This window comes from Geodermatophilaceae bacterium NBWT11 (assembly GCA_014218215.1).
GTDB lineage: Bacteria > Actinomycetota > Actinomycetes > Mycobacteriales > Geodermatophilaceae > Klenkia.
The window spans coordinates 2,349,137-2,368,825 of the sequence record CP043652.1; the positions used below are offsets into that span (position 1 = coordinate 2,349,137).

The following is a 19,689-nucleotide window of genomic DNA, read 5'->3' on the forward strand; positions in this document are numbered from 1 at the left end:
CCACCTGGCGTTCGCGCTGCTCGGCTGCGTGCTGGGCATGCTCGTGGGCGTCCTGCCCGGCTTCGGCCCGGCCGCGGCGGTCTCGCTGCTCATCCCGGTCACGTTCGGCCTGGACGCCACCACCGCGATCATCACGCTCGCCGCGATCCTCTACGGCGCCGCGTACGGCGGGACGACGACGGCGGTGCTGCTGCGCATCCCGGGTGAGGCCTCCTCGGTGGCCACCACCCTGGACGGCTACGCGATGGCCAAGCGCGGCCGCGCCGGCCCCGCTCTCGTCATCGCCGCGCTGGCCTCCTTCGTCGGCGGCATGGTCGGGGTGGTCGGCTTCGTCCTGGTCGCCCCGTTCAGCCGGCTGGCGCTGGAGTTCGGTGCCCCCGAGCTGACCCTGGTCGCCGTGCTCGGGATGGCCCTGATCACCGCCTTCGCCGGCTCCAGCCCGGGCAAGGCGCTGGTCAGCGTGGGCCTCGGCGTCCTGGTGGCCAGCGTCGGCATCGACCAGGGCCAGGGCCTGCAGCGCTTCACCTTCGGCCTGCCCGAGCTGTTCGCCGGCATCGGCCTCGTCCCGGTCGTGATGGGCGCCTTCGGGCTCAGCGAGATCCTGTCCCAGGTCGCCCGGGCCAACGGCGCCCCGGTCGCACCCTTGGAGGTCGGTCGGCTGATGCCCACGAGGACCGACCTGCGCCGATCGGCGGCCCCGTTCGCCCGCGGCTCGGTCATCGGGTTCTTCATGGGCCTGCTCCCCGGCTCGCCCGGAGCGGCCACCTCGCTGGCCTCCTACGCGCTGGAGAAGAAGGTCTCCCGCCGGCGTGGGGAGTTCGGCCGCGGTGCCGTGGAGGGCGTCGCCGGACCCGAGGCGGCCAACAACTCCCTGGCCATCTCCTCGATGATCCCGCTGTTCACCCTGGGCATCCCGACCAGCGCCACGGTCGCGATCATGGCCGGGGCGTTCACCATCAACGGCCTGGTCCCCGGCCCGCTGCTGTTCCGGGACAACCCCGACGTGGCCTGGGGCATCATCGCCAGCCTCATCGTCGGCAACGTCATCCTGCTGGTGCTGAACATCCCGCTGGCCCGGGTCTGGGTGTCGCTGCTGCGCATCCCCTTCCCGTACCTGATGGGGCTGATCATGGTGTTCCTCGTCCTGGGCACCTACAGCATCAACGGGACCACGTTCGACGTCTTCGTGATGGTCGCCGCCGGCGCCCTGGGCTACGTGATGAGCCTGGCCGCGGTGCCGCTCACCCCGTTCGTGCTCGCGCTGATCCTCGTGCCGATGATCGAGGACAACTTCCAGCGGGCGCTGGCGCTGTCCCGCGGTGACTACGCCGTCTTCACCGACGGCCCGATCAGCAGCACCCTGCTCGGCCTCATCGCCCTCGCCGTGCTCGCCACCGCGGCCCGCCCGCTGGTCTCCCGGGCCCTCGCCCGGGTGCTGGCCCGCCGCGTCGACCGCAGCCAGGGCGAGCCGCCGGCCGGCCCCGCGGCCCCCAGCGGGGACGACGACGGACCGGTCCCGCCGGCCCCGACCGCTCCCGCCACCCACGACCCGGCACCCGCCGCGGTCGTCGACCCCACCCGCACAGACACCCGCACAGACACCGACACCCGCACGGCCACCCGCACGACGACGAAGGAGTCGATCCGATGAGCAGCACCCGCCCCCTGATCCGCCGGACCCTGGGCGCGTTCGCCCTGGTCACCGCCACCACCCTGACCGCCTGCTCGGGCGGGTCCGCCGGGGGGACCGAGGCCGACGCCGCGGCCTTCCCGGAGGCCGGGTCGACGCTGGAGTGGGTGGTCCCCTCGGCCGCCGGCGGTGGCAACGACATCCTGGCCCGGATCGTCGCCCCGGCCCTGGCCGAGGAGCTGGGCGTGACCGTGCAGGTGGTCAACCGCGAGGGCGGCAACCAGGTCATCGGTCTAACCGAGCTGGCCAACGCCGACCCCGACGGCACGACGTTCGGCTACACCAACCTGCCCTCGATCCTGGGCCGGTACCTCGACCCCAGCCAGCAGGCGAGCTTCGACCGGGAGAGCTTCACCCCGTTCGGCTCGTTCGCCAGCAATGACATCGTCATCGCCGTCCCCGCCGACAGCCCGGTGCAGACGATGGAGGACTTCGTGGAGGCCGCGCAGGACGACCCCGGCGCGATCACCGCCGGCACCGACTCCCGGGCCGGCGACGACCACGTCAACCTGTCGGTCCTGGAGCAGGAGCTCGACATGGACCTCAACGTCGTGCACTACGACTCCGGCTCGGACAAGGTCGCCGCGCTGGTCTCCGGCGAGGTGGACATGGCCCTGGGCGGTGTCTCGAGCTTCTTCGGCCCCTACCAGTCCGGGGACATCCGGCTGCTGGCCGTCGTCGCCGACGAGCCCAACCCCTTCGTCGAGGACGTCCCCACGCTCACCGACGCCGGCTTCCCCGGCATCGACCAGATGACCAGCCGGTTCACGCTGTCGGTCCCGGCCGGCACCCCCGAGGGGATCGTCACGACGCTGGAGGCCGCCCTCGAGGTGGCGACCACCGACCCGGAGGTCATGAGCGCCCTGGAGGACGCCGCCACCCGGCCGGACTTCCTCGACGCCCAGGAGGCCGCCGACCTGTGGGCCGAGCGCGAGACCGCCGTGGAGCCGATCATCGCCGACCTCCTCGTCGGCCAGTGACCCGTCCGACCGCCCCCGCCCCTGCCGCCGGAGGAACCCGATGACCGTCGTCTCCCGACCCGACACCACCGACCTCGTCTCCCGCGCCGCGCTGCTCCCGACGGCGAACATCGGCGACGCCCAGGAGCGCTTCGGCGTCCCCCGGGGTATCACCCCGGTCTGGTCCGGCGCCCGGGTCGCCGGCCGGGCGTTCACGGTGCAGACCAGGGCCGGGGACAACCTGTTCGTCCACCGGGCCCTGGAGCTCGCCAGCCCCGGTGACGTGCTGGTCGTCGACGGGGGAGGGGACACCTCCCGCGCGTTGATCGGCGACCTCATCGGTCTCAAGGCCCAGCGCGCCGGCATCGCCGGGTTCGTCGTCGACGGCGCCGTGCGGGACGCCGATGCGCTGGCCGAGCTGGGCCTGCCGGTCTTCGCCCGCGCGGTCACCCCGGCCGGTCCCTACAAGCACGGCCCCGGCCGGCTCGACGTCGCGGTCGCGATCGGCGGGGTCGTCGTGACCCCCGGCGACCTCGTGGTCGGCGACGCCGACGGCGTCGTCGTCGTCCGGGCCGCCGACGTCGAGACCGTGCTCACCGACGCCGAGGCGGTGCTGGAGCGCGAGCAGGGCAAGCGCGCCACCCGGGGCTGACCAGGATCGCCTCTCCCGTCCTCACGGGAGGGGCGCTCCCCGCCGGTCGTGGGGCGGGGGAGGGCGGCGAGGGCGGTCACGGCGGCGGCGACGCCGAAGGCCAGGGGGGCGCCGTGCGGGAGCAGGGCGCCGGCCAGGGGGGCCCCGACCGCCTGGCCGGCCAGCAGGGCGACGAAGAAGGCCGCGACCGCCGGGCCGGGGGTGCGGGTGACCCGGCCGGCCCAGGCGATGAGCACCGTGGTCGCCGCGGTGTGCCCCAGCCCGAAGAGCGCCGCAGCGAGCCAGGGGAGCGGGCCGACCGCCAGCAGGACGGTGGCCACCGCGGTGGCCAGCACGCACGCGGCCCAGGCGAGGGACACCCCGTGGCGGAGCAGGCGCGGGGTGGCGATGGCGGCCAGGGTCGCCCCCAGGCCCAGGGCGATCCAGGCGCCGACGGCCCGGGTCGGGGAGAGCCCGCCGTCCTCGAGCACCGCCCGGCCCCAGGTCCAGACCGCGGCGCTGCCGGTGCCCAGCAGGACGGCGGCGAGCAGCGGGCGGGCCCACGCGCGGGAGAGGTCGAGCCCGGTGGGCGGGGCGTCGTCCCCGGCCAGGCCGCGGGTGCCGACCAACAGCGCGACGGTGAGGCCGGCGGTGACCGCGGCGGCCACCACCCAGCCCCGCTGCCACTGCGACCCGGCCACCACCGCGATCACGCCGGCGGCGACCAGGCCCGGACCGGTGCCGGCGTTCACCAGCGACTGGGCGGCGTCCCGACGGGGTGCGGCCACCGCCCGGCGGACCAGCACCACCAGGCCCGGCGAGGCCGCCCCGGCCCCGGCGCTGCCGAGGACGACGGCGGTGGCGAACGCCGTCGGGCCGGTGGCGAGGCCCGCGCCCAGGGCCCCGGTGGCCGCGACCGCCCCGGCGGCGGTGACCACCGCGCGCGGCCACCGCTCGCACGCCCAGAACGCCAGCACGGCGGCGACGCAGTAGGCCACCGACGTCGCCCCGGACACCGCCCCGGCGGCGGCGGTGGACAGCCCGAGGTCGCGCTGGGCGGCCGGCACCGACAGCCCGTAGGCGTAGCGGACCAGGCCGTAGGTGGCGGCGACGAGCCCGGTGCCGAGGACCACGGTGGCGGATGACTGAAACGATCGTTTCACAGAACGCACGTTACAGTCCGCTCGTGACCGCGCGACCCGACGCCCGCACCCGGCTGCTGGCCGCGGCCGACGAGCTCTTCGCCGCCGAGGGGTTCACCGGCACCCCGGTGGACGCCGTCCTGCGGCGTGCCGAGGTCGCCCCGGCCACCCTGTACGCGCACTTCGGGACCAAGGCGGGCCTGCTCGAGGCGGTGCTCACCGACCGGCTGGCCGCCTGGGACGCCACGTGGGCCCGGGCCGTCTCCGCGGCCCGTGACGACCGGGCGCGGCTGCTGGCCGTGTTCGACGCGGTCGAGGCCTTCCGTGCCGGCGCGACGCCGGCGCGGTGGTGCGCGTTCCTGGACGCCGCCGCCGGCACCCCGACCGGCGACCCCACGGCGGAGGCCGCGCTGGCGCAGGACACGGCGCTGCTCCGCCGTCGGCTCACCGAGCTCGCCGGCCCGGTGGCCGGGGACCGGGCCGCCGAGCTGGGGGAGCACCTGGTCCTGGTCGTCACCGGGATGCTGGCGATGCAGCTGCGCGAGGACGCCGACGACGCCCGGTGTCAGGGGCGACGCACCGCCGAGCTGCTCGTGGACGCCCTCGCCCCCGCTGTTCCGAGCCGGCGCGTTTCCACCTCGTCCCGGCCCGGGTAGGCCCCCTGAGACGGAGGACGGCTCCAGCGAACTGGCCGCCTCCGACCTCCAGCACCCCACGGGGTGCGCCTCTCCCCGACGTCCAGACCCGGCGTCGCGCAGCCCTCGCTGCGCGGGGACCACCCCTGTGCCACCCCTCGTGCCGCGCGCTGCGCTGCACGCCCCTCAGCCGTGCCCGCTCGCCGGTGCCGGCCCCCAGGAGGACCAGATGACGCACTCCCTCGACACACCCCCGGCCTCGGACTCGACGTCCACCGCCGACACCGCCGAGGACGAGGCCCGCGCGGTCGGTCAGACCACCGCGGACGCCGGCAAGCAGGTCGCCGGCGCCGCCGCCGAGCAGGCCGCGGAGGTCGCCCAGGAGACGAAGAAGCAGGCGGCCGACCTGCTGTCGGAGGGTCGCACCCAGGCCGTCGACCAGGCCCGCGCCGGCCAGGCCAAGGCGGCCGAGAGCCTCTCCGCCCTGGCCGAGGAGATGCGTGGCATGACCGGCGGTGACGGCTCCGGCCCGGCGCACGACCTGGTCGGTCAGGCCACCGGCATCGTCGAGGACGTGGCCGGCCGGCTGCGTGACCGCGAGCCCGGCGAGCTGCTGGACGACCTCCGCACCTTCGCCCGCCGCCGTCCCGGCGCCTTCCTGGTCGGTGCCGCCGTCGCCGGTGTCCTCGCCGGTCGGCTGACCAGCGGGATCAAGGCCTCGCACGCCGACGACTCCGGCTCCGCGGGCGCCACGTCCCCCGCCGCCGGCCTCCCCGACCGCCCGGCCGGCTACGCGCCCGCCACCACCCCGGTCGCCGGCTACGAGACCGTGACCACCACGGGGCTCCCGAGCGGGAGTGGCCAGGCGTGAGCACCCCCTACCAGCCGCCCGCGGGCCCCGCGGGCCAGCCGACGACCGCCGACGGGCACCCCGACGTCGAGGGCACCTCGGTCGGCCAACTGCTCGGTGAGGTCAGCAAGGACCTCTCCACGCTCATGCGCCAGGAGCTCGAGCTGGCCAAGGCCGAGGTCAAGGCCGAGGCGACCAAGGCCGGCAAGGGCGTCGGCATGCTCGCCGGCGCCGGTTACGCCGGTCACCTGACCGTGCTCTTCCTCAGCCTCGCGCTGTGGGCCGCCCTGGCCAGTGCGATCCCCGCCGGCTGGGCCGCGCTGATCGTCGCCGTCGTCTGGGGCGCGGTGGCCGCCGTCCTCGCCCTGAGCGGCCGCAAGCAGCTCAAGACCGTCAACCCCAAGCCCGAGCGGACGGTGGAGACCCTGTCGCGGGTGCCCGACGCCGTGCGTCCCTCCTGAGCGAAGCGAGAGAACCCATGACCAGCAGCAGTGACCCCGACGTCATCCGTCAGCAGATCGAGGAGACCCGCGCGGGCCTCTCCTACGACGTGGACGCCCTCAACGAGAAGGTCAACCCCGCCCGGGTCGTCGACCGTCGCGTGACCAAGACCAAGGACGCCGTGGACGGCCTCCGCAACCGCGTGATGGGCGGGAGCGACGACGGTCCCGGCCGCGTCTCCCAGGCCGCGCACGGTGCCACCGACGCGGTGACCGGCGCCCCGGACGCCGCGCTGGGCAAGACCCAGGGCAACCCGCTCGCCGCCGGCCTCATCGCCTTCGGCGTCGGCTGGCTCGTCTCCTCACTGCTCCCCACCACGCAGAAGGAGAAGGAGCTCGCCGCCCAGGCCGAGTCCGCCGGCCAGCCGCTGCTCGAGCGGGCCAAGCAGGCCGCCCAGGAGGTCGGGGAGAACCTGAAGCCGGCCGCCCAGGACGCCGTCGAGTCCCTGAAGGGGACCGCGCAGGACGCCGTCGGCACCGTGAAGCAGGAGGGCCAGTCGGCCGCCTCGGACGTGCAGGGCCAGGCCCAGCAGTCCCGCGAGGCCGTGCAGGGCTCGCAGGGCTGAGCGCCCTGTAGGACCGGAGGGCGGGGGTCGAGGACCCCCGCCCTCCGTCGCGCGCGGTGCCGGCGACGCTCGTCTACGGTGAGGACGCTTCGCACGGATGCCTCCAGGGACGGGGGTGACCGCGACGGTGGAGGCACCGCATGACCCGCCCGGCACCCGTCCACGACGGGCTCGCTGAACCGACGGCGTTCGACGACAGCACGATCCTCGGGGCGCTGCACGACCTGCTCGTGGCCGCCGCCCAGGGGGCTCCCGGCGTCCTGAGCTGTGTGCTGACCCTGGTCAGCCCGCAGGGTGAGGTCGCCGTGTCCTCCGCCGACCCGCTCGGCCGGGCCGCCCGGCTCACCGACGACGACCTCGGGGCGGGCCCCGGCCTGCAGTGCGCCCGGGACGGCGACGTGGTGTTGGTCGGCGACACCGCCGCGCAGGGCCCCTGGGGCGCCGCCGCGGAGCGGTCCGGCGTCCGGTCCAGCTCCTCGTACCCGCTGGCCGTGGACGCCGGCACCCGGGGCGCGGTCACCTTCCTCTGCGCCGAGCCCCGCACCCCGGTCGACCCGGTGCACGCCGCGCACACCGCGGGGCGGGTGGCCGGGCTGCTGACCGCCGCCGCCCGGCTCGCCGAGCACGACGACCAGATCGCCCAGCTCGGCCGGGCGCTGGAGAGCCGGACGGTGATCGGCCAGGCCGCCGGCCTGCTCATGGCCCAGACCCGGTGCCGGTCCGACACCGCCATGGACGCGCTCAAGCGGCAGAGCCAGCACGCCAACCGCAAGGTGCGCGACATCGCCGTGGAGCTCGTGCAGGCCCACGAGGACGCCGTCAGCAGGGCGGTCGCCGCGGCGGCTCCCGCGCCGGCCGAGCTGACGCCGGCGGCCTCCCCGGCGGTGGAGGCCGTGCCGCCGGCGGAGGCCCAGGACGAGACCGCGCGCACGCCGGCCCGGCCCCGGGAGGCCGCCCGCACGGCGCCCGTCGACCCCGGCGTCCTCGTGCTGCACCGCGGCGGCCCGCACGCCGGGCGGGTCCGCCGGGTGCCGGCCGAGATGTCCCGACAGGCCCTGGTCTACGAGCGCGACCTGGCCGTCTACCGCCCCGAGGTGCCGCCCCGGCTCCTGCCCACCCCCGAGGGCCCGGCCCAGGTGTGGGTCTGCACCTGAGCGCCCCGACCCCCCGAGTTCCACGCCCCGACTAGCCTCGACCCCACCCGGCGGGTCCCAGGACCGTCGCCGGGGGCGTCCAGACCCGGCGCCCCACTCCCGCCGTCGACCTCCCGCCGGCGGTACCGGCGTGGGCGTCGGACGCCTCGAGGAGGACCCCGTGGACACCCCAGCAGCAGACCCGACCCGCCGACCGGTGGAGCTGGGCGACGTGCGCCTGGCGGCCGAGTCGATGCAGTCCCTGCTGCACCGGGTGGCCGACCTCGCCGTCGCCACCGTGCCCGGGGTGGCCGAGGCGTCGGTGACGGTCATGGAGCGCACCCGGGCGCACACCGTGGCCGGCAGCGGGCTGCTGGCCTACGAGCTGGACGAGGCCCAGTACGGCCTCAACTACGGCCCGTGCCTGTTCGCGGCCACCAGCGGGCAGCCGGTGCTCATCCGCGACCTCGCGACCGAGACCCGGTGGCCGGAGTTCTGCCGGCTGGCCTCCCGGCAGGGGGCGGTGAGCACCTGCTCGGTGCCGATCCTGATCGTGCACGAGCTGCAGGCCGGGCTGAACGTCTACAGCACCGACCAGCCCCTCGACGAGGAGTCCCGGGCCGCCGCGCTGGACCTCGCCGGCGTCGTCGCGGTGACCATCAGCAACATGCACGCCCTCGAGCGGGCGAACCGGACGGTCGGCGAGCTGCAGGAGGCCATCGCCTCCCGGGCGGTCATCGAGCAGGCCAAGGGCGTGCTCATGGTCCAGCTGGGGCTCTCGGCCGACGAGGCGTTCACGCAGTTGTCCCGGCGGTCGCAGAACACCAACCGCAAGCTCCGGGACATCGCGGTGGAGGTCGTCGACGGGGTCCTGCGGGGCAGCTGACCCCGGTCGCTACCGTCGGTCGCTGCCCCTCCCGACCGAGAACAGGCCCGTGCTCCCCCTCGACCTCGTCCCGGCCGACCTCTCCGGGCTCGCCCTCCTGCTCCTCCTGGTCGCGGCGTTCGCCGCGGGCTGGGTCGACGCCGTGGTGGGCGGCGGTGGGCTGATCCAGCTGCCGGTCCTGCTCCTGGTCGGCGGGATGAGCCCGCTGCAGGCGCTGGGCACCAACAAGCTGGCGTCGGTCTTCGGCACGCTGACCAGCGCCACCACCTACTTCCGGCGGGCCCGACCGGCGGTGCGGACGGCGCTGCCGATGGCCGCCGGGGCGTTCGTGCTGGCCCTCGCCGGCGCCTCGGTCGCCTCCCGGCTGCCCGCCGAGGTGATCAAGCCGGTCATCGTGCTGGCCCTCGTCGCGGTCGCGGTGGTCACCGCGGCGCGGCCCTCCCTCGGTGACCTGGCCCGGACCCGGCGGGCCGCCGGCAGCCACTACCTGCTGGCGATGGTGCTGGCCGTCGTCATCGGCTTCTACGACGGCGTGCTGGGCCCGGGCACCGGCACCTTCCTGGTCATCGGCCTCATCGCCCTGCTGGGCTACGACTTCCTGCACGCCAGCGCGACCGCGAAGATCGTCAACGCCGCGACCAACCTGGGTGCGCTGGCCTTCTTCCTGCCCACCGGCGCGGTGCTCGTCGGGCTCGGCGTCGTCCTCGGGCTGGCCAACGTGGCCGGCGCCTACCTGGGCTCACGGATGGCCATCGCGAAGGGCAACCGGTTCATCCGGGTCGTGTTCCTCGTCGTCGCCACCGCGCTGATCGTGCGGCTGGGCGTCGACGTCGTCCGCGACCTGGCCTGACGGGGTCAGCCGGCGTACGGGGCGACGACGTCGAGCACCCACGTCACGCCGAAGCGGTCGGTGACCATGCCGTACAGCGGGGAGAACCCGGCCGGGCCGAGAGCCGCGCGTACGGTGCCGCCCTCGGCCAGCCCCTCGAAGAACCGGGTGACCTCCGCGGCGTCGTCTCCACGGACGGACACGTAGACGGCGTCGGTGCCCTGGTCGTAGGCCCTGCCCGGGGGCACGTCGAAGGCCATGACCGAGAACCCGGCGGGGGACTGCACGCCGCCCCACTTCAGCTGGTCGGCGGCCGCGCCGTCGGCGGTGTCCCGCTCGTCGCCGCCCTGGGCGAAGGTGAAGGCCTGGACCTCTCCGCCGAACACCGCGGCGTACAGGTCGAGCGCCGCGCGGGCCTGACCGCGGAAGTTCAGGTGGGTGGTGGTGGTGACGGCCATGTCGCTCTCCTCGGGTCTGCCGGCGCTCACCGCCGGCGATGGACCCACTGTGTCGGGGGTGGCGGACAGGTACGGTCCTCTACTCCAGGCATCCTGGCGGGCATGACCGGGACGTCGGCGCGACTGCTCACCCTGCTGTCCCTGCTGCAGGCGCGTCGCGACTGGCCCGGCGCCATCCTGGCCGCCCGGCTCGACGTCACGCCGCGGACGGTGCGCCGCGACGTCGACCGGCTGCGCGCGCTGGGCTACCCGGTGCAGGCGTTCAAGGGCCCGGACGGCGGCTACCGCCTGGACGCGGGCGCCGAGCTGCCGCCACTGCTCTTCGACGACGACCAGGCCGTCGCGCTCGCCGTCGCCCTGCAGCTGGCCGCGGTCAGCGGTGCCGGCATCGAGGAGGCGGCGGCCCGGGCGCTGACCACGGTGCGCCAGGTGCTCCCCGCCCGGCTGCGGCACCGGGTCGACGCGGTGCAGGTCACCGCCGTCCCGCACGGTCGGGACGCCGACGTCGACCCGGCCGTGCTGGTCGCGCTGACCTCCGCCGTCCGGGCGCGCGAGGTGCTGCGGATGGACCACGCGACCCCCGGCGCGCCCGAGGAGTGGGCGCCGCCGCGGCGGGTCGAGCCGCACCACCTGGTCACCCGGGCCGGCCGCTGGTACCTGGTCGCCTGGGACCTCGACCGCGCCGACTGGCGCGTCTTCCGGGCCGACCGGATCACCCCGCGCACCCCCACCGGCCCGCGCTTCGTGCCCCGCGAGCTGCCCGGCGGGGACGTCGCCGGGTTCGTCGCCGCCCGGTTCAAGGGCTCGACCGGAGCCGACCAGTGGCCGTGCCGGGGCGTGGTCGAGCTGGCGGTGCCGGCCGCCGAGGTCGCCCCGTTCGTCGGGGACGGCGTCGTCGAGGCGATCGCCGCGGACCGCTGCCGGCTCACCCTGGGCGCCTGGTCCTGGAACGGGCTGGCGGCGTCCATCGGGCGGTTCGACGCCGACGTCACGGTGCTCGGCCCGCCGGAGCTGGCGGCCGCCTTCCGGGTGCTGGCGGCCCGGTACGCGGTGGCCGGCGGCTGAGTGCGGTCAGCGGCGCAGCGCCCGGCCCACGTTGGCGAACAGCGTCCGGCGCCCGGACGGCGGCAGCGCGGCCGCGACGCGGGCCATGCTCGCCGCGACCGCGGCGGGGGAGGACCCCACGTCCAGGTAGGCCGCCCACGCCCGGGGCGGCAGGGTGAAGAAGGCCCGGAAGAACGCGTCGGTCTGCGCCTCGTCCAGGCCGACCAGCACGTCGCGGCCCAGCCCCAGCAGCGCCAGGGTGGCCCGGCGGCGTCGCGACCGGACCAGCGCCCGCAGCTCGGCGGCCCCGGCCCCGCGGAGCACCGCGTCGGCGACCACCGGTCCCAGCCGCAGCGACGTGGCCACGCTGTAGCCGGTGGCCGGGTGCACCAGCCCGGCTGCGGCACCCACCGGGACCCCGCCGGTGCGAGCGGCCGGGGCGTCCAGCGGGATGGCCACCTTCTCGGGCTCGCCGACCGTGCGCAGGTCGTGCGCGGCGAGGAACACGTGCAGCCGGTCGCGCAGCTCGGGCAGCGGCACCGGGGGGCGGGCGGCCAGCGAGGTGGCCTCGAGCAGGGTGCTGCCGTCGTCCAGGCCCATGCCGTAGAGGAAGGCGACCGGCTGCGGGTCCGACGGGTCGCGCAGCGCGGCCCAGTCCATCAGCAGCGCGCTGCCGGCGGGGACGACGTCCTCGACCGGGCCGGTGACCCGCTCGCCCCAGGCCCGCTGCTGGGCGGTGCCCGGTCCGCTGCCACGGGCGTCGACCACGACGGCGCCGGTGAGCGCGGTGCCGTCGGTCAGCACGACGCTCCGGTCGTGCACCTCCGCCACCGACCCGGTGCGGGTCTCGCCGCCGGCGCGCACCCGGTCCAGGAACGCCGCGTGCACCGCCGCGTTGTCCAGCCGGGCGTAGGGCCGGCCCAGGTCGTGGTCGCCGGCGCCGGTGCGCACCAGGGTCGTCGGGTAGACCGTCCCGGCGACGGTCAGCTCGTCGGCCCACAGCCCGTAGGTGTGCGTCCAGGGCCGCAGCGCCGGGGCGACGACGACCGTGGACAGCCCGCGGGCCACGCAGGCCGCGGCGACCGCGAGCCCGGCCGGCCCGGCGCCGGCGACGACGACGTCCCAGCGGTCGCGTCCGGGCGGGGCCATGCCGACCAGCCAACCAGGTGTGCGCGGGGTCAGTCGGGCAGCCGGGCCTGCAGGTCGGCCGCGAAGCCCTCGGCGACCGCGAGCTGCTCGCGCAGCGCGGTGACCCGGGTGTCGGCGGCGGCGTGGAACATCCGCAGCCGGTCCTCCAGGGCCGGGCGGGTGGCGTCGTCGGCGGTGCTGAGTTGGTGCAGCACGTCGAGCAGGGCGGCCATGTCCTCGAGGCTGAAGCCCAGCGGCTTCATCCGCTTGACCACCTCGAGCCGGGCGACGTCCTCGGCGCTGTAGAGCCGGAACCCGCCCTCGGTCCGGGTGGTCGGTACGACGAGGCCGTTCTCCTCGTAGAAGCGGATGGTGCGCAGGCTGAGCCCGGTCTGCTCGGCCACCTGGCCGATCTGCACCAGCTCGCCCCGGGCGACCGGGGTCACCCCGTCGACCATCAGTGGCCGCCGGTGAGCTGGCCGCTGTGCCGCGCGTAGCGGGTGGCCGAGTGCCCGGCCAGGCCGACGACCTCGACGGTCTTCCTGCGCAGCTCGTACTTGTGGGTGATCGCGTCCAGCGCGGCGACGGTCGAGGCGTCCCAGACGTGGGCGCCGGAGAGGTCCACGACCACGTGGTCGGGGTCCCCGGCGTAGTCGAACCGGGTGTACAGCTCGTTGCTGGAGGCGAAGAACAGCGCCCCGGTGACGGTGTAGACGCGGGTGTCGCCGTCGGTGGTGGCGGTGACGTCGACGAGGTGGGCGACCCGGCGGGCGAAGAGCACGCAGGCGACGAGCACGCCGACGCCGACGCCGATCGCGAGGTTGTGGGTGACCAGGGTGGTCGCGACGGTCGAGAGCATCACGACCGTCTCGCTGCGCGGCATCGTGTGGATGGTCCGCAGCGAGTGCCAGTCGAAGGTCGCGATCGACACGAAGACCATCACCGCGACGAGTGCGGCCATCGGGATGACCGCCACGACCGGCCCGAGGACGACGACGAGGACCAGCAGCAGCGCGCCGGCCAGGAAGGTCGAGAGCCGGGTGCGGGCCCCGGACTTCACGTTGATCATGGTCTGGCCGATCATCGCGCAGCCGCCCATGCCGCCGAAGAAGCCCGAGGCGATGTTGGCGACGCCCTGGCCCCAGGACTCGCGGGTCTTGTCCGAGCCTGTGTCGGTGAGGTCGTCGACCAGCTTGGCCGTCATCAGCGACTCCATCAGCCCGACGAAGGCCACGCCGAGGGCGTACGGCGCGATGATCGTCAGCGTCTCCAGCGTGAACGGCACCAGCGGGACGCCGAAGAACGGGATGCTGTCGGGCAGTGCGCCCTGGTCGCCCACCGTGGGCACCAGGATGCCGGCGGCCACGGTGAGCCCGGTCAGCACGACGATCGAGACCAGCGGGGCGGGCACGGCCTTGGTGAACCGGGGCAGCCCGAAGATGATCAGCAGGCCGGCGGCGACCATCGGGTAGACCAGCCACGGCACGTCGATGAGGTACGGCACCTGGGCGCTGAAGATGAGGATCGCCAGGGCGTTGACGAAGCCGACCATGACGCTGCGCGGGATGAACCGCATGAGCTTCGCGATGCCGCCGGCGGCCAGCAGCACCTGGAACACCCCGCCCAGGATCACGGCGGCGAAGAGGTACTCCACCCCGTGCTCCCGGGCCAGCGGGGCGACGACCAGCGCGATCGCGCCGGTGGCCGCGGTGATCATCGCCGGGCGGCCGCCGGTGAAGGCGATGACCACGGCCATCACGAACGAGGAGTAGAGCCCGACGCGGGGGTCGACGCCGGCCAGGATGGAGAAGCTGATCGCCTCGGGGATCAGCGCCAGGGCCACGACGAGGCCGGCGAGCACCTCGGTCTTGGCCACCTTCGGGTCCAGCCAGGCGGGTCGGGTCAGGCGGGGTGGGGTCAGGGTGGAGGTCATGGTCCCGTTCCGGGTCGGGTGCCCGCGGGCGCCGTGGGTCGGCAGCTCCGTGCGGGCGTGGCGGGGGAGGAGGCTCGTGGTCGAGCCGGGCGACGGGGTGTCGCCATCCGCTGCACCTGACTCAACCCTCACGTGAGGGGAATGTCCACGTGCGTCGGGTCACAGTCGCTGCGGCACCGGCTCCGTGGGCCGCGGGGACAGCAGGGCGGCGACCGCCACGAGCCCCGGGAGGACCGCGCCGGCCAGCAGGGCCGGCCCGTAGCTGCCGGTGGCGTCCCGGACCAGCGCGAACGCCACCGGCCCGAACGCCGTCGACCCGACGCTGACCGAGGCGACGACGCCGCGGATGGAGCCCAGGTGCGTCGTCCCGAAGTACCGGGGGAACGACCCGGCCTCCAGGGTGCGGATCGCTCCGCCGGCAGCCCCGATGGTCAGCCCGAAGCCCAGCGCGGACCACCCCGGGGTGACGACCGTGCCCCACAGCAGGCCGCCGGCCAGCGGGAGCATGCAGGCGACGGCGAGCCGGCGGCCGTCGAACCGGTCGACCAGGGCCCCGACGGCCAGGGTGGACAGGAGCCCGGCCGCGGTCTGCGGCAGGAAGTTCGCCGCCGCCTCGGTGCTGCTCAGCCCGCGCTCCCCGAGCAGGTCGAGCTGGTGGAAGGTGACGCCGGTGGCCAGCATCCCGGACACCGCGACCCCGGCGAGCACCACCCAGAAGAACGGGGTGCGGGCGGCCTGCCTGAGGGTGCGGCCCTCGACCGGTGGTGGTGCGGGACGGTCGGCGTCCACGCGGCCGTCGGGCACCTGCCCCAAGTCCGCGGGCCGGTCGAGCAGGCCGAGCACCGCCAGCGGGACGACGACCGCCCACACCACCAGCCCCTCGACCAGCCAGGCGGTCCGCCAGCCCTGCGTGGAGACGAGCACCTCCAGCCCGACCGGGGCCAGCGAGATCCCCGTCGCCCCGACGGCCGAGACGATCCCCAGCGCCAGGCCGCGGCGGCGGGTGAACCAGAACGCCACGGCGGTCGTGGCGGTCAACCCCAGTGCGCCCTGACCGGCCAGCCGGACGCCGACGAACCCCGCCGTCAGCCCGACCAGGCTGCTGACCAGGGACAACCCGACCAGGACGGCGCCGAACACCGCCCCGATGACGGCCATCGTCCGCCGGGCGCCGAACCGGTCCAGGGCCCTACCCACCAGGGGCATCGCAGCGGCGCCGGTGAGCGTGCCGACCAGGTAGGCGGTGGCGACCGCCGAGCGGCTGATGCCCAGCTCGGCGGTCACCGGGCCGATGAAGGCCGCGATGCCGGCGGTCTGGCCCGGGGCGGTCAGCGCCAGCGCGAGGGCCGAGACGCCGACGACGTGCCAGCCGTAGAACCCGCCGGGCGAGCGGCTGCGGAGCCTGGACGTGGGGTTCCTCCCGGGGTCGAGAGCCTCCGGGCAGGACCCTCGACGTACACCGTAAGCGTCTGCTTGACTCCTCGGGTGCGACCTGATGACGACGGGTTGCGCTCCTCGGTGCCGTCCCCGGCCGTGGGCGCCGACCTCGTCGTCCCCACGTCGGCCCGCGCCGGTGGGGCGCACCGGGACGACGCGAGGGCCCCTGGGCGGGGTCCCTCAGCCGCGTCCGTGCACGCCCAGAGCGACGCGGTCGCCGCCGCCACGCAGGCCGCGGACCCCGCGTCCCCGGTGCCCAGTTCGGCCCTGCCGGCGATCCTCGGGGACGTGCCGGTCGCGGTGCTGCTCATCGACCAGTCCACCGGCGAGGTCACCTTCGCCAACGGCGCGGCCATGGACCTGGCCGGCAAGGTGCCCCTGCCGGTGGCGACGGACAGCTGGGGCGCCGCCGCCGGGCTCACCGATCTCGACGGTCGCCCGCTCGCCGGCACCGATGCCCCGCTGTCCCGGGTGGCGGCGGGTCAGCCGCTGGCCGGGGAACCGGTCCGGTTGTCCCCGCGGCGCAGCGACGACCGCGAACGGGCCGGCGCCCACGACGGCCGGGACGACCAGCTGCTGTGGGTCACCGGGTTCCCGATGACCACGCCGGAGGCCTCCGCCACCGACCAGCAGGCGCTGTCGCTCGTGGTGTTCCTGCCGGTCGCCGACCCCGAGGCCCGCGACGGCGGGGTGCTGCTCCAGCGGCTGCGCGAGGGTGCGGTGGCCGCCACCGACATCTGCTTCACCATCAGCGACCCCCGGCAGCCCGACGACCCGCTGGTCTGGGTCAACCCCGCCTTCACCCGGGTCACCGGGTACTCGCTGGAGGAGGTGGTGGGCCGCAACTGCCGGTTCCTGCAGGGCCCGGCGACCGACCCTGCTGCCCTCGAGGAGCTGCGGGCCGGGCTGGCCGCGCGTCGTCCGGTGACCGTCACGCTGCTCAACCACCGCAAGGACGGCACGGCGTTCTGGAACCAGCTGTCGGTGAGCCCGGTCCTCGACGGCGCCGGTGAGCTGGTCAGCTTCGTGGGCGTGCAGTCCGACGTCTCCCAGCGGGTGGTCGCCGACGCCGAGCGGTCGCGGGCGCTGCGTGCGGAGACCGCGGCCCGGGAGACCGCCGAGCAGGCCCAGCAGCGGCTGCTGTTGATGGCCGAGGGCACCGGGCAGCTGTCGGCGACCCTGGACACCGGCGAGCTGCTCGACCGGCTCACCGGGATCTGCGTGCCGGGGCTGGGGGACTGGGCCTTCGCCGTGGGGCTGGACGACCACGGCCAGGTGGGCCGGGCGTCCGCCGCGCACCGGGACGGCGACCGGCCCGAGCTCGCCGGGCTCGTCGAGCTGGTCACCGGGCGGCCGCCGCCGTCCGGTTCGCCCGCCGCGGCCGCCATCGCCGACGGGACGGTGGGCCTCCTCGCCGACCTCACCCCGGAGGCGCTGGCCGGCCACGTCAGCACCGAGGCCGGTCGCCGGCTGATCGAGTCCCTCGGGATGCGGGCGCTGCTCACCGTGCCGATGACCGCGCGCGGTCGGACGCTCGGCGTGCTCAGCCTGGTGCGCACCGGCTCTCCCTTCGCCCCGGACGACGTCGAGGTGGCCACCGACCTCGGCCGCCGGGCGGCGATGGCGATGGACAACGCCCGGCTCTACCAGCTGGAGCAGTCGGTGGCCGAGACGCTGCAGCGCTCGCTGCTGCCCCAGCTGCCCGACGTCCCCGGGGTCACCGCGGTGGCGCACTACGAGGCCGCGTCCGCGGGGGCCGCGGTCGGTGGCGACTTCTACGACCTGATCGTGCTGCCGGACGGCGCGGTCGGGATCGCGATCGGTGACGTCGCCGGGCACGACATCGACGCCGCGGCCGAGATGGGCCAGCTGCGCGGGCTGCTCCGGGCCTGCGCCTACGACGGTGGCAGCACCGAGCCCGGCCGGGTGCTCGACCGGCTGGACCGGCTGGTGCTGGGTCTCGGGCTGCGCACCCTGGCGACCGTCACGTACGCCTGTGCCTGCCGGGCCGAGGACGGCAGCTGGACGCTGCACGTGGCCACCGCCGGGCACCCGCCGCTGCTCGTGCACGCACCGGACGGCGCCGTCCGGCAGCTGGACGACGTGCGCGGGCTGATGATCGGCGTGGCCGACGGCGCCTCACGGGTCTCGGTGGCCCACCACCTGCCCGCCGGCAGCACGGTGCTCGCCTACACCGACGGGCTGGTCGAGCACCGCGGGCCGGACCTCGACGTGGGCACCGCCCAGCTGATGGCCGCCCTGGCCGCCGTCGGGCCGGTCACCGGACCGCAGGAGCTCTGCTCGACGGCGATGCGCCAGGTGGACGCCCGCCTCGACGACACCGCCTGCATCGGCGTCACCCTGCACTGAGGGTCTGCGCCTGCTCAGTGCAGGTGGGTGCGCTCGCCGCCGTGGTCGAAGATCGCGAGGATCTCGGCCGGGCCGCCCTCGGCGCCGAACGAGTGGGGGGTCATCGTGGAGAACGAGGCCGCCTCGCCCGCCTCGACCCGGATGGTCCGCTCGCCCAGGAACAGCACGACCGTGCCCGACAGCACCGTGAACCAGTCCCGGCCGGGGTGCACCGGGAGCTCGCCGGTACCGCGCGTCGGGGCCGGCCGGGTGAGCCGCAGCTTGGCCACGGTCATGCCCTGCGGGCCGTTGTCGCCGTTGAGCTGCCAACTGGTGAAGCCCTGCTCCTCGTTGCGCTGCGGTCGGATGACCACGTCGTCGTCGGAGTCGGAGGCGACCAGCTGGTCCAGGGTGGTGTCCAGCGCCCGGGCGATGCCGCTGAGCTGGTCCAGGCTGATCCGGCGGGCGCCGGTCTCGATCCGGCTCAGCGTCGAGGCGCTCTGGTGGCACCGGCTGCCCAGGTCGTCGAGGGACCAGCCACGGGCCACCCGCAGACCGCGGATGCGCTGCCGGACGAGAGAGTCGACGTCACCGTCTTGCGTCATGCGCAACAGCGTAGGACTTCGGCGCAAGGCCGTCCTACCGTCGGGGCATGACCTCCCACGCGCACGGCCACGCCCACTCGCACGACCACGGCTCGGCCCAGGGCGGCCTCGCCGAGCTGCTGGACCTGGATGCCGAGGTGCTCGGCGACCACCTGGACGACGTCCTCGGCTGGGTGGCCGCCGCGGTCGGTGACGGAGCGGTCCGGACCGTGCTGGACGTCGGCGCGGGCACCGGCACCGGAACCTTCGCCCTGCTGGAACGGTTCCCCGACGCCCGGGTGGTCGCGCTGGACGTGGACCCGGACATGCTCGCCCACCTGGCTGCCCGGGCAGCGGAGCGGGGCGTGGGGGACCGGGTCCGCGGGGTGCAGGCCGACCTGGACGGCGACTGCCCGACGTCGGGCCGGTGGACCTGGTGTGGGCGTCCTCGTCGCTGCACCACATGGCCGACCCCGACCGGGCGTTGGGCCGGATGCGCGACGCGCTCGCCCCCGGCGGCCTGCTGGCGCTGACCGAGATGGACTCCTTCCCCCGCTTCCTGCCCGACGACGTCGGGGTGGGGGAGCCCGGCCTGGAGGCGCGCTGCCACGCCGCAGCTGCTCAGGCCCGGGCCGAGCACCTGCCGCACCAGGGTGGTGACTGGGCGGCCCGGATCGCCCGCGCGGGTTTCACCGTCGAGGACGCCCGGGTGTCCGTGGTGGAGGTGCCGGCCCCGCTCTCGCCGACCGCCCGCCGGTACGCGTTGCTGTCCCTGCGGCAGATGCGTCGCGGCCTGGCCGAGCGGGTGGGTGCTGAGGACCTCGCCACCCTCGACGTCCTGCTGGACGACCACCGTCCGGAGGGCGTGGCGCAGCGCTCCGACCTCCGCGTCCGCGCCACCCGCGACGGCTGGCTCGCCCGCCGGCCCTGAGTCG

Annotated in this window: 18 protein-coding genes and 1 pseudogene; 13 read left to right on the forward strand and 6 right to left on the reverse strand. The window is 75.6% G+C overall.

What is annotated here, in order from left to right; all coding sequences use genetic code 11:
• Window positions 1–37 precede the first annotated feature (37 nt).
• Genes F1C76_11290 through F1C76_11300 form a run of 3 tightly spaced genes read left to right on the forward strand, consistent with a single transcriptional unit; the run spans window position 38 to window position 3,301 of the window.
• The gene (locus F1C76_11290; GenBank protein ID QNG39177.1) at window positions 38–1,651 is read left to right on the forward strand and encodes a tripartite tricarboxylate transporter permease; all 1,614 of its coding nucleotides are present in this window, start codon (window positions 38–40) and stop codon (window positions 1,649–1,651) included.
• Window positions 1,648–2,670 carry a tripartite tricarboxylate transporter substrate binding protein gene (locus F1C76_11295; GenBank protein ID QNG37096.1) on the forward strand — a complete coding sequence of 341 codons (1,023 nt, stop codon included), beginning with the start codon at window positions 1,648–1,650 and terminating at the stop codon, window positions 2,668–2,670. Before F1C76_11290 ends, F1C76_11295 begins: the two co-directional genes overlap by 4 nt.
• 40 nt (window positions 2,671–2,710) lie before the next feature.
• Window positions 2,711–3,301, forward strand: a complete 591-nt coding sequence (locus tag F1C76_11300; GenBank protein ID QNG37097.1) for a methyltransferase — start codon at window positions 2,711–2,713, stop codon at window positions 3,299–3,301.
• Here F1C76_11300 and F1C76_11305 read toward each other — a convergent pair.
• Window positions 3,112–4,452: a YbfB/YjiJ family MFS transporter gene (locus F1C76_11305; protein ID QNG37098.1), complete on the reverse strand. Its 1,341-nt coding sequence runs from the start codon at window positions 4,450–4,452 to the stop codon at window positions 3,112–3,114. The two genes, F1C76_11300 and F1C76_11305, sit on opposite strands and share 190 nt — an antisense overlap.
• Between F1C76_11305 and F1C76_11310 the strand changes: the two genes are divergently transcribed.
• The 7 genes from F1C76_11310 (at window position 4,422) to F1C76_11340 (ending at window position 9,842) form a co-directional block, all read left to right on the forward strand.
• Complete coding sequence (locus F1C76_11310; protein QNG37099.1) at window positions 4,422–5,078, forward strand: TetR/AcrR family transcriptional regulator; 657 nt, start codon at window positions 4,422–4,424, stop codon at window positions 5,076–5,078. The genes F1C76_11305 and F1C76_11310 overlap by 31 nt on opposite strands.
• 208 nt (window positions 5,079–5,286) lie before the next feature.
• Window positions 5,287–5,928, forward strand: coding sequence for a hypothetical protein (locus F1C76_11315; protein QNG37100.1), 642 nt, complete (start codon window positions 5,287–5,289; stop codon window positions 5,926–5,928).
• Entirely contained in the window at window positions 5,925–6,368 is a 444-nt protein-coding gene (locus tag F1C76_11320) for a phage holin family protein (protein ID QNG37101.1), read from the forward strand. Before F1C76_11315 ends, F1C76_11320 begins: the two co-directional genes overlap by 4 nt.
• A 17-nt stretch (window positions 6,369–6,385) precedes the next feature.
• Window positions 6,386–6,973: a DUF3618 domain-containing protein gene (locus F1C76_11325; GenBank protein ID QNG37102.1), complete on the forward strand. Its 588-nt coding sequence runs from the start codon at window positions 6,386–6,388 to the stop codon at window positions 6,971–6,973.
• A gap of 140 nt (window positions 6,974–7,113) precedes the next feature.
• Complete coding sequence (locus F1C76_11330) at window positions 7,114–8,127, forward strand: ANTAR domain-containing protein (protein QNG37103.1); 1,014 nt, start codon at window positions 7,114–7,116, stop codon at window positions 8,125–8,127.
• A gap of 160 nt (window positions 8,128–8,287) precedes the next feature.
• Window positions 8,288–8,992 (forward strand): GAF and ANTAR domain-containing protein, encoded by a 705-nt coding sequence (locus F1C76_11335; GenBank protein ID QNG37104.1) that lies wholly within the window; start codon window positions 8,288–8,290, stop codon window positions 8,990–8,992.
• Window positions 8,993–9,041: 49 nt separating this feature from the next.
• Window positions 9,042–9,842: a TSUP family transporter gene (locus F1C76_11340; protein QNG37105.1), complete on the forward strand. Its 801-nt coding sequence runs from the start codon at window positions 9,042–9,044 to the stop codon at window positions 9,840–9,842.
• A gap of 5 nt (window positions 9,843–9,847) precedes the next feature.
• Here F1C76_11340 and F1C76_11345 read toward each other — a convergent pair whose 3' ends face one another.
• A complete protein-coding gene (locus tag F1C76_11345) occupies window positions 9,848–10,279 on the reverse strand; it encodes a VOC family protein (protein QNG37106.1) in 432 nt (143 codons plus the stop codon).
• A gap of 102 nt (window positions 10,280–10,381) precedes the next feature.
• Here F1C76_11345 and F1C76_11350 point away from each other — a divergent pair, with 102 nt between their 5' ends.
• Window positions 10,382–11,344 (forward strand): WYL domain-containing protein, encoded by a 963-nt coding sequence (locus F1C76_11350; protein QNG37107.1) that lies wholly within the window; start codon window positions 10,382–10,384, stop codon window positions 11,342–11,344.
• 6 nt (window positions 11,345–11,350) lie between these two features.
• On the opposite strand, the gene F1C76_11355 is transcribed toward F1C76_11350, so the two are convergent.
• From F1C76_11355 to F1C76_11365, 3 genes are read right to left on the reverse strand one after another with little or no spacing between them, the layout of a single operon-like run.
• Window positions 11,351–12,472, reverse strand: coding sequence for a lycopene cyclase (locus F1C76_11355; GenBank protein ID QNG37108.1), 1,122 nt, complete (start codon window positions 12,470–12,472; stop codon window positions 11,351–11,353).
• Between the two features lie 29 nt (window positions 12,473–12,501).
• The gene (locus tag F1C76_11360; GenBank protein ID QNG37109.1) at window positions 12,502–12,909 is read right to left on the reverse strand and encodes a MerR family transcriptional regulator; all 408 of its coding nucleotides are present in this window, start codon (window positions 12,907–12,909) and stop codon (window positions 12,502–12,504) included.
• The gene (locus tag F1C76_11365; GenBank protein ID QNG37110.1) at window positions 12,909–14,384 is read right to left on the reverse strand and encodes a SulP family inorganic anion transporter; all 1,476 of its coding nucleotides are present in this window, start codon (window positions 14,382–14,384) and stop codon (window positions 12,909–12,911) included. Before F1C76_11365 ends, F1C76_11360 begins: the two co-directional genes overlap by 1 nt.
• Window positions 14,385–14,741: 357 nt before the next feature.
• Here F1C76_11365 and F1C76_11370 point away from each other — a divergent pair, with 357 nt between their 5' ends.
• Window positions 14,742–18,191, forward strand: coding sequence for a SpoIIE family protein phosphatase (locus tag F1C76_11370; protein ID QNG37111.1), 3,450 nt, complete (start codon window positions 14,742–14,744; stop codon window positions 18,189–18,191).
• Window positions 18,192–18,205: 14 nt separating this feature from the next.
• Here the strand turns inward: F1C76_11370 and F1C76_11375 are convergent, their stop codons facing one another.
• On the reverse strand, window positions 18,206–18,775 hold the full coding sequence (locus F1C76_11375) for a helix-turn-helix transcriptional regulator (GenBank protein ID QNG37112.1): 570 nt from the start codon (window positions 18,773–18,775) through the stop codon (window positions 18,206–18,208).
• Window positions 18,776–18,822: 47 nt separating this feature from the next.
• Between F1C76_11375 and F1C76_11380 the strand changes: the two are divergent.
• Window positions 18,823–19,685: pseudogene (locus tag F1C76_11380) on the forward strand (class I SAM-dependent methyltransferase).
• Window positions 19,686–19,689: the final 4 nt, after the last annotated feature.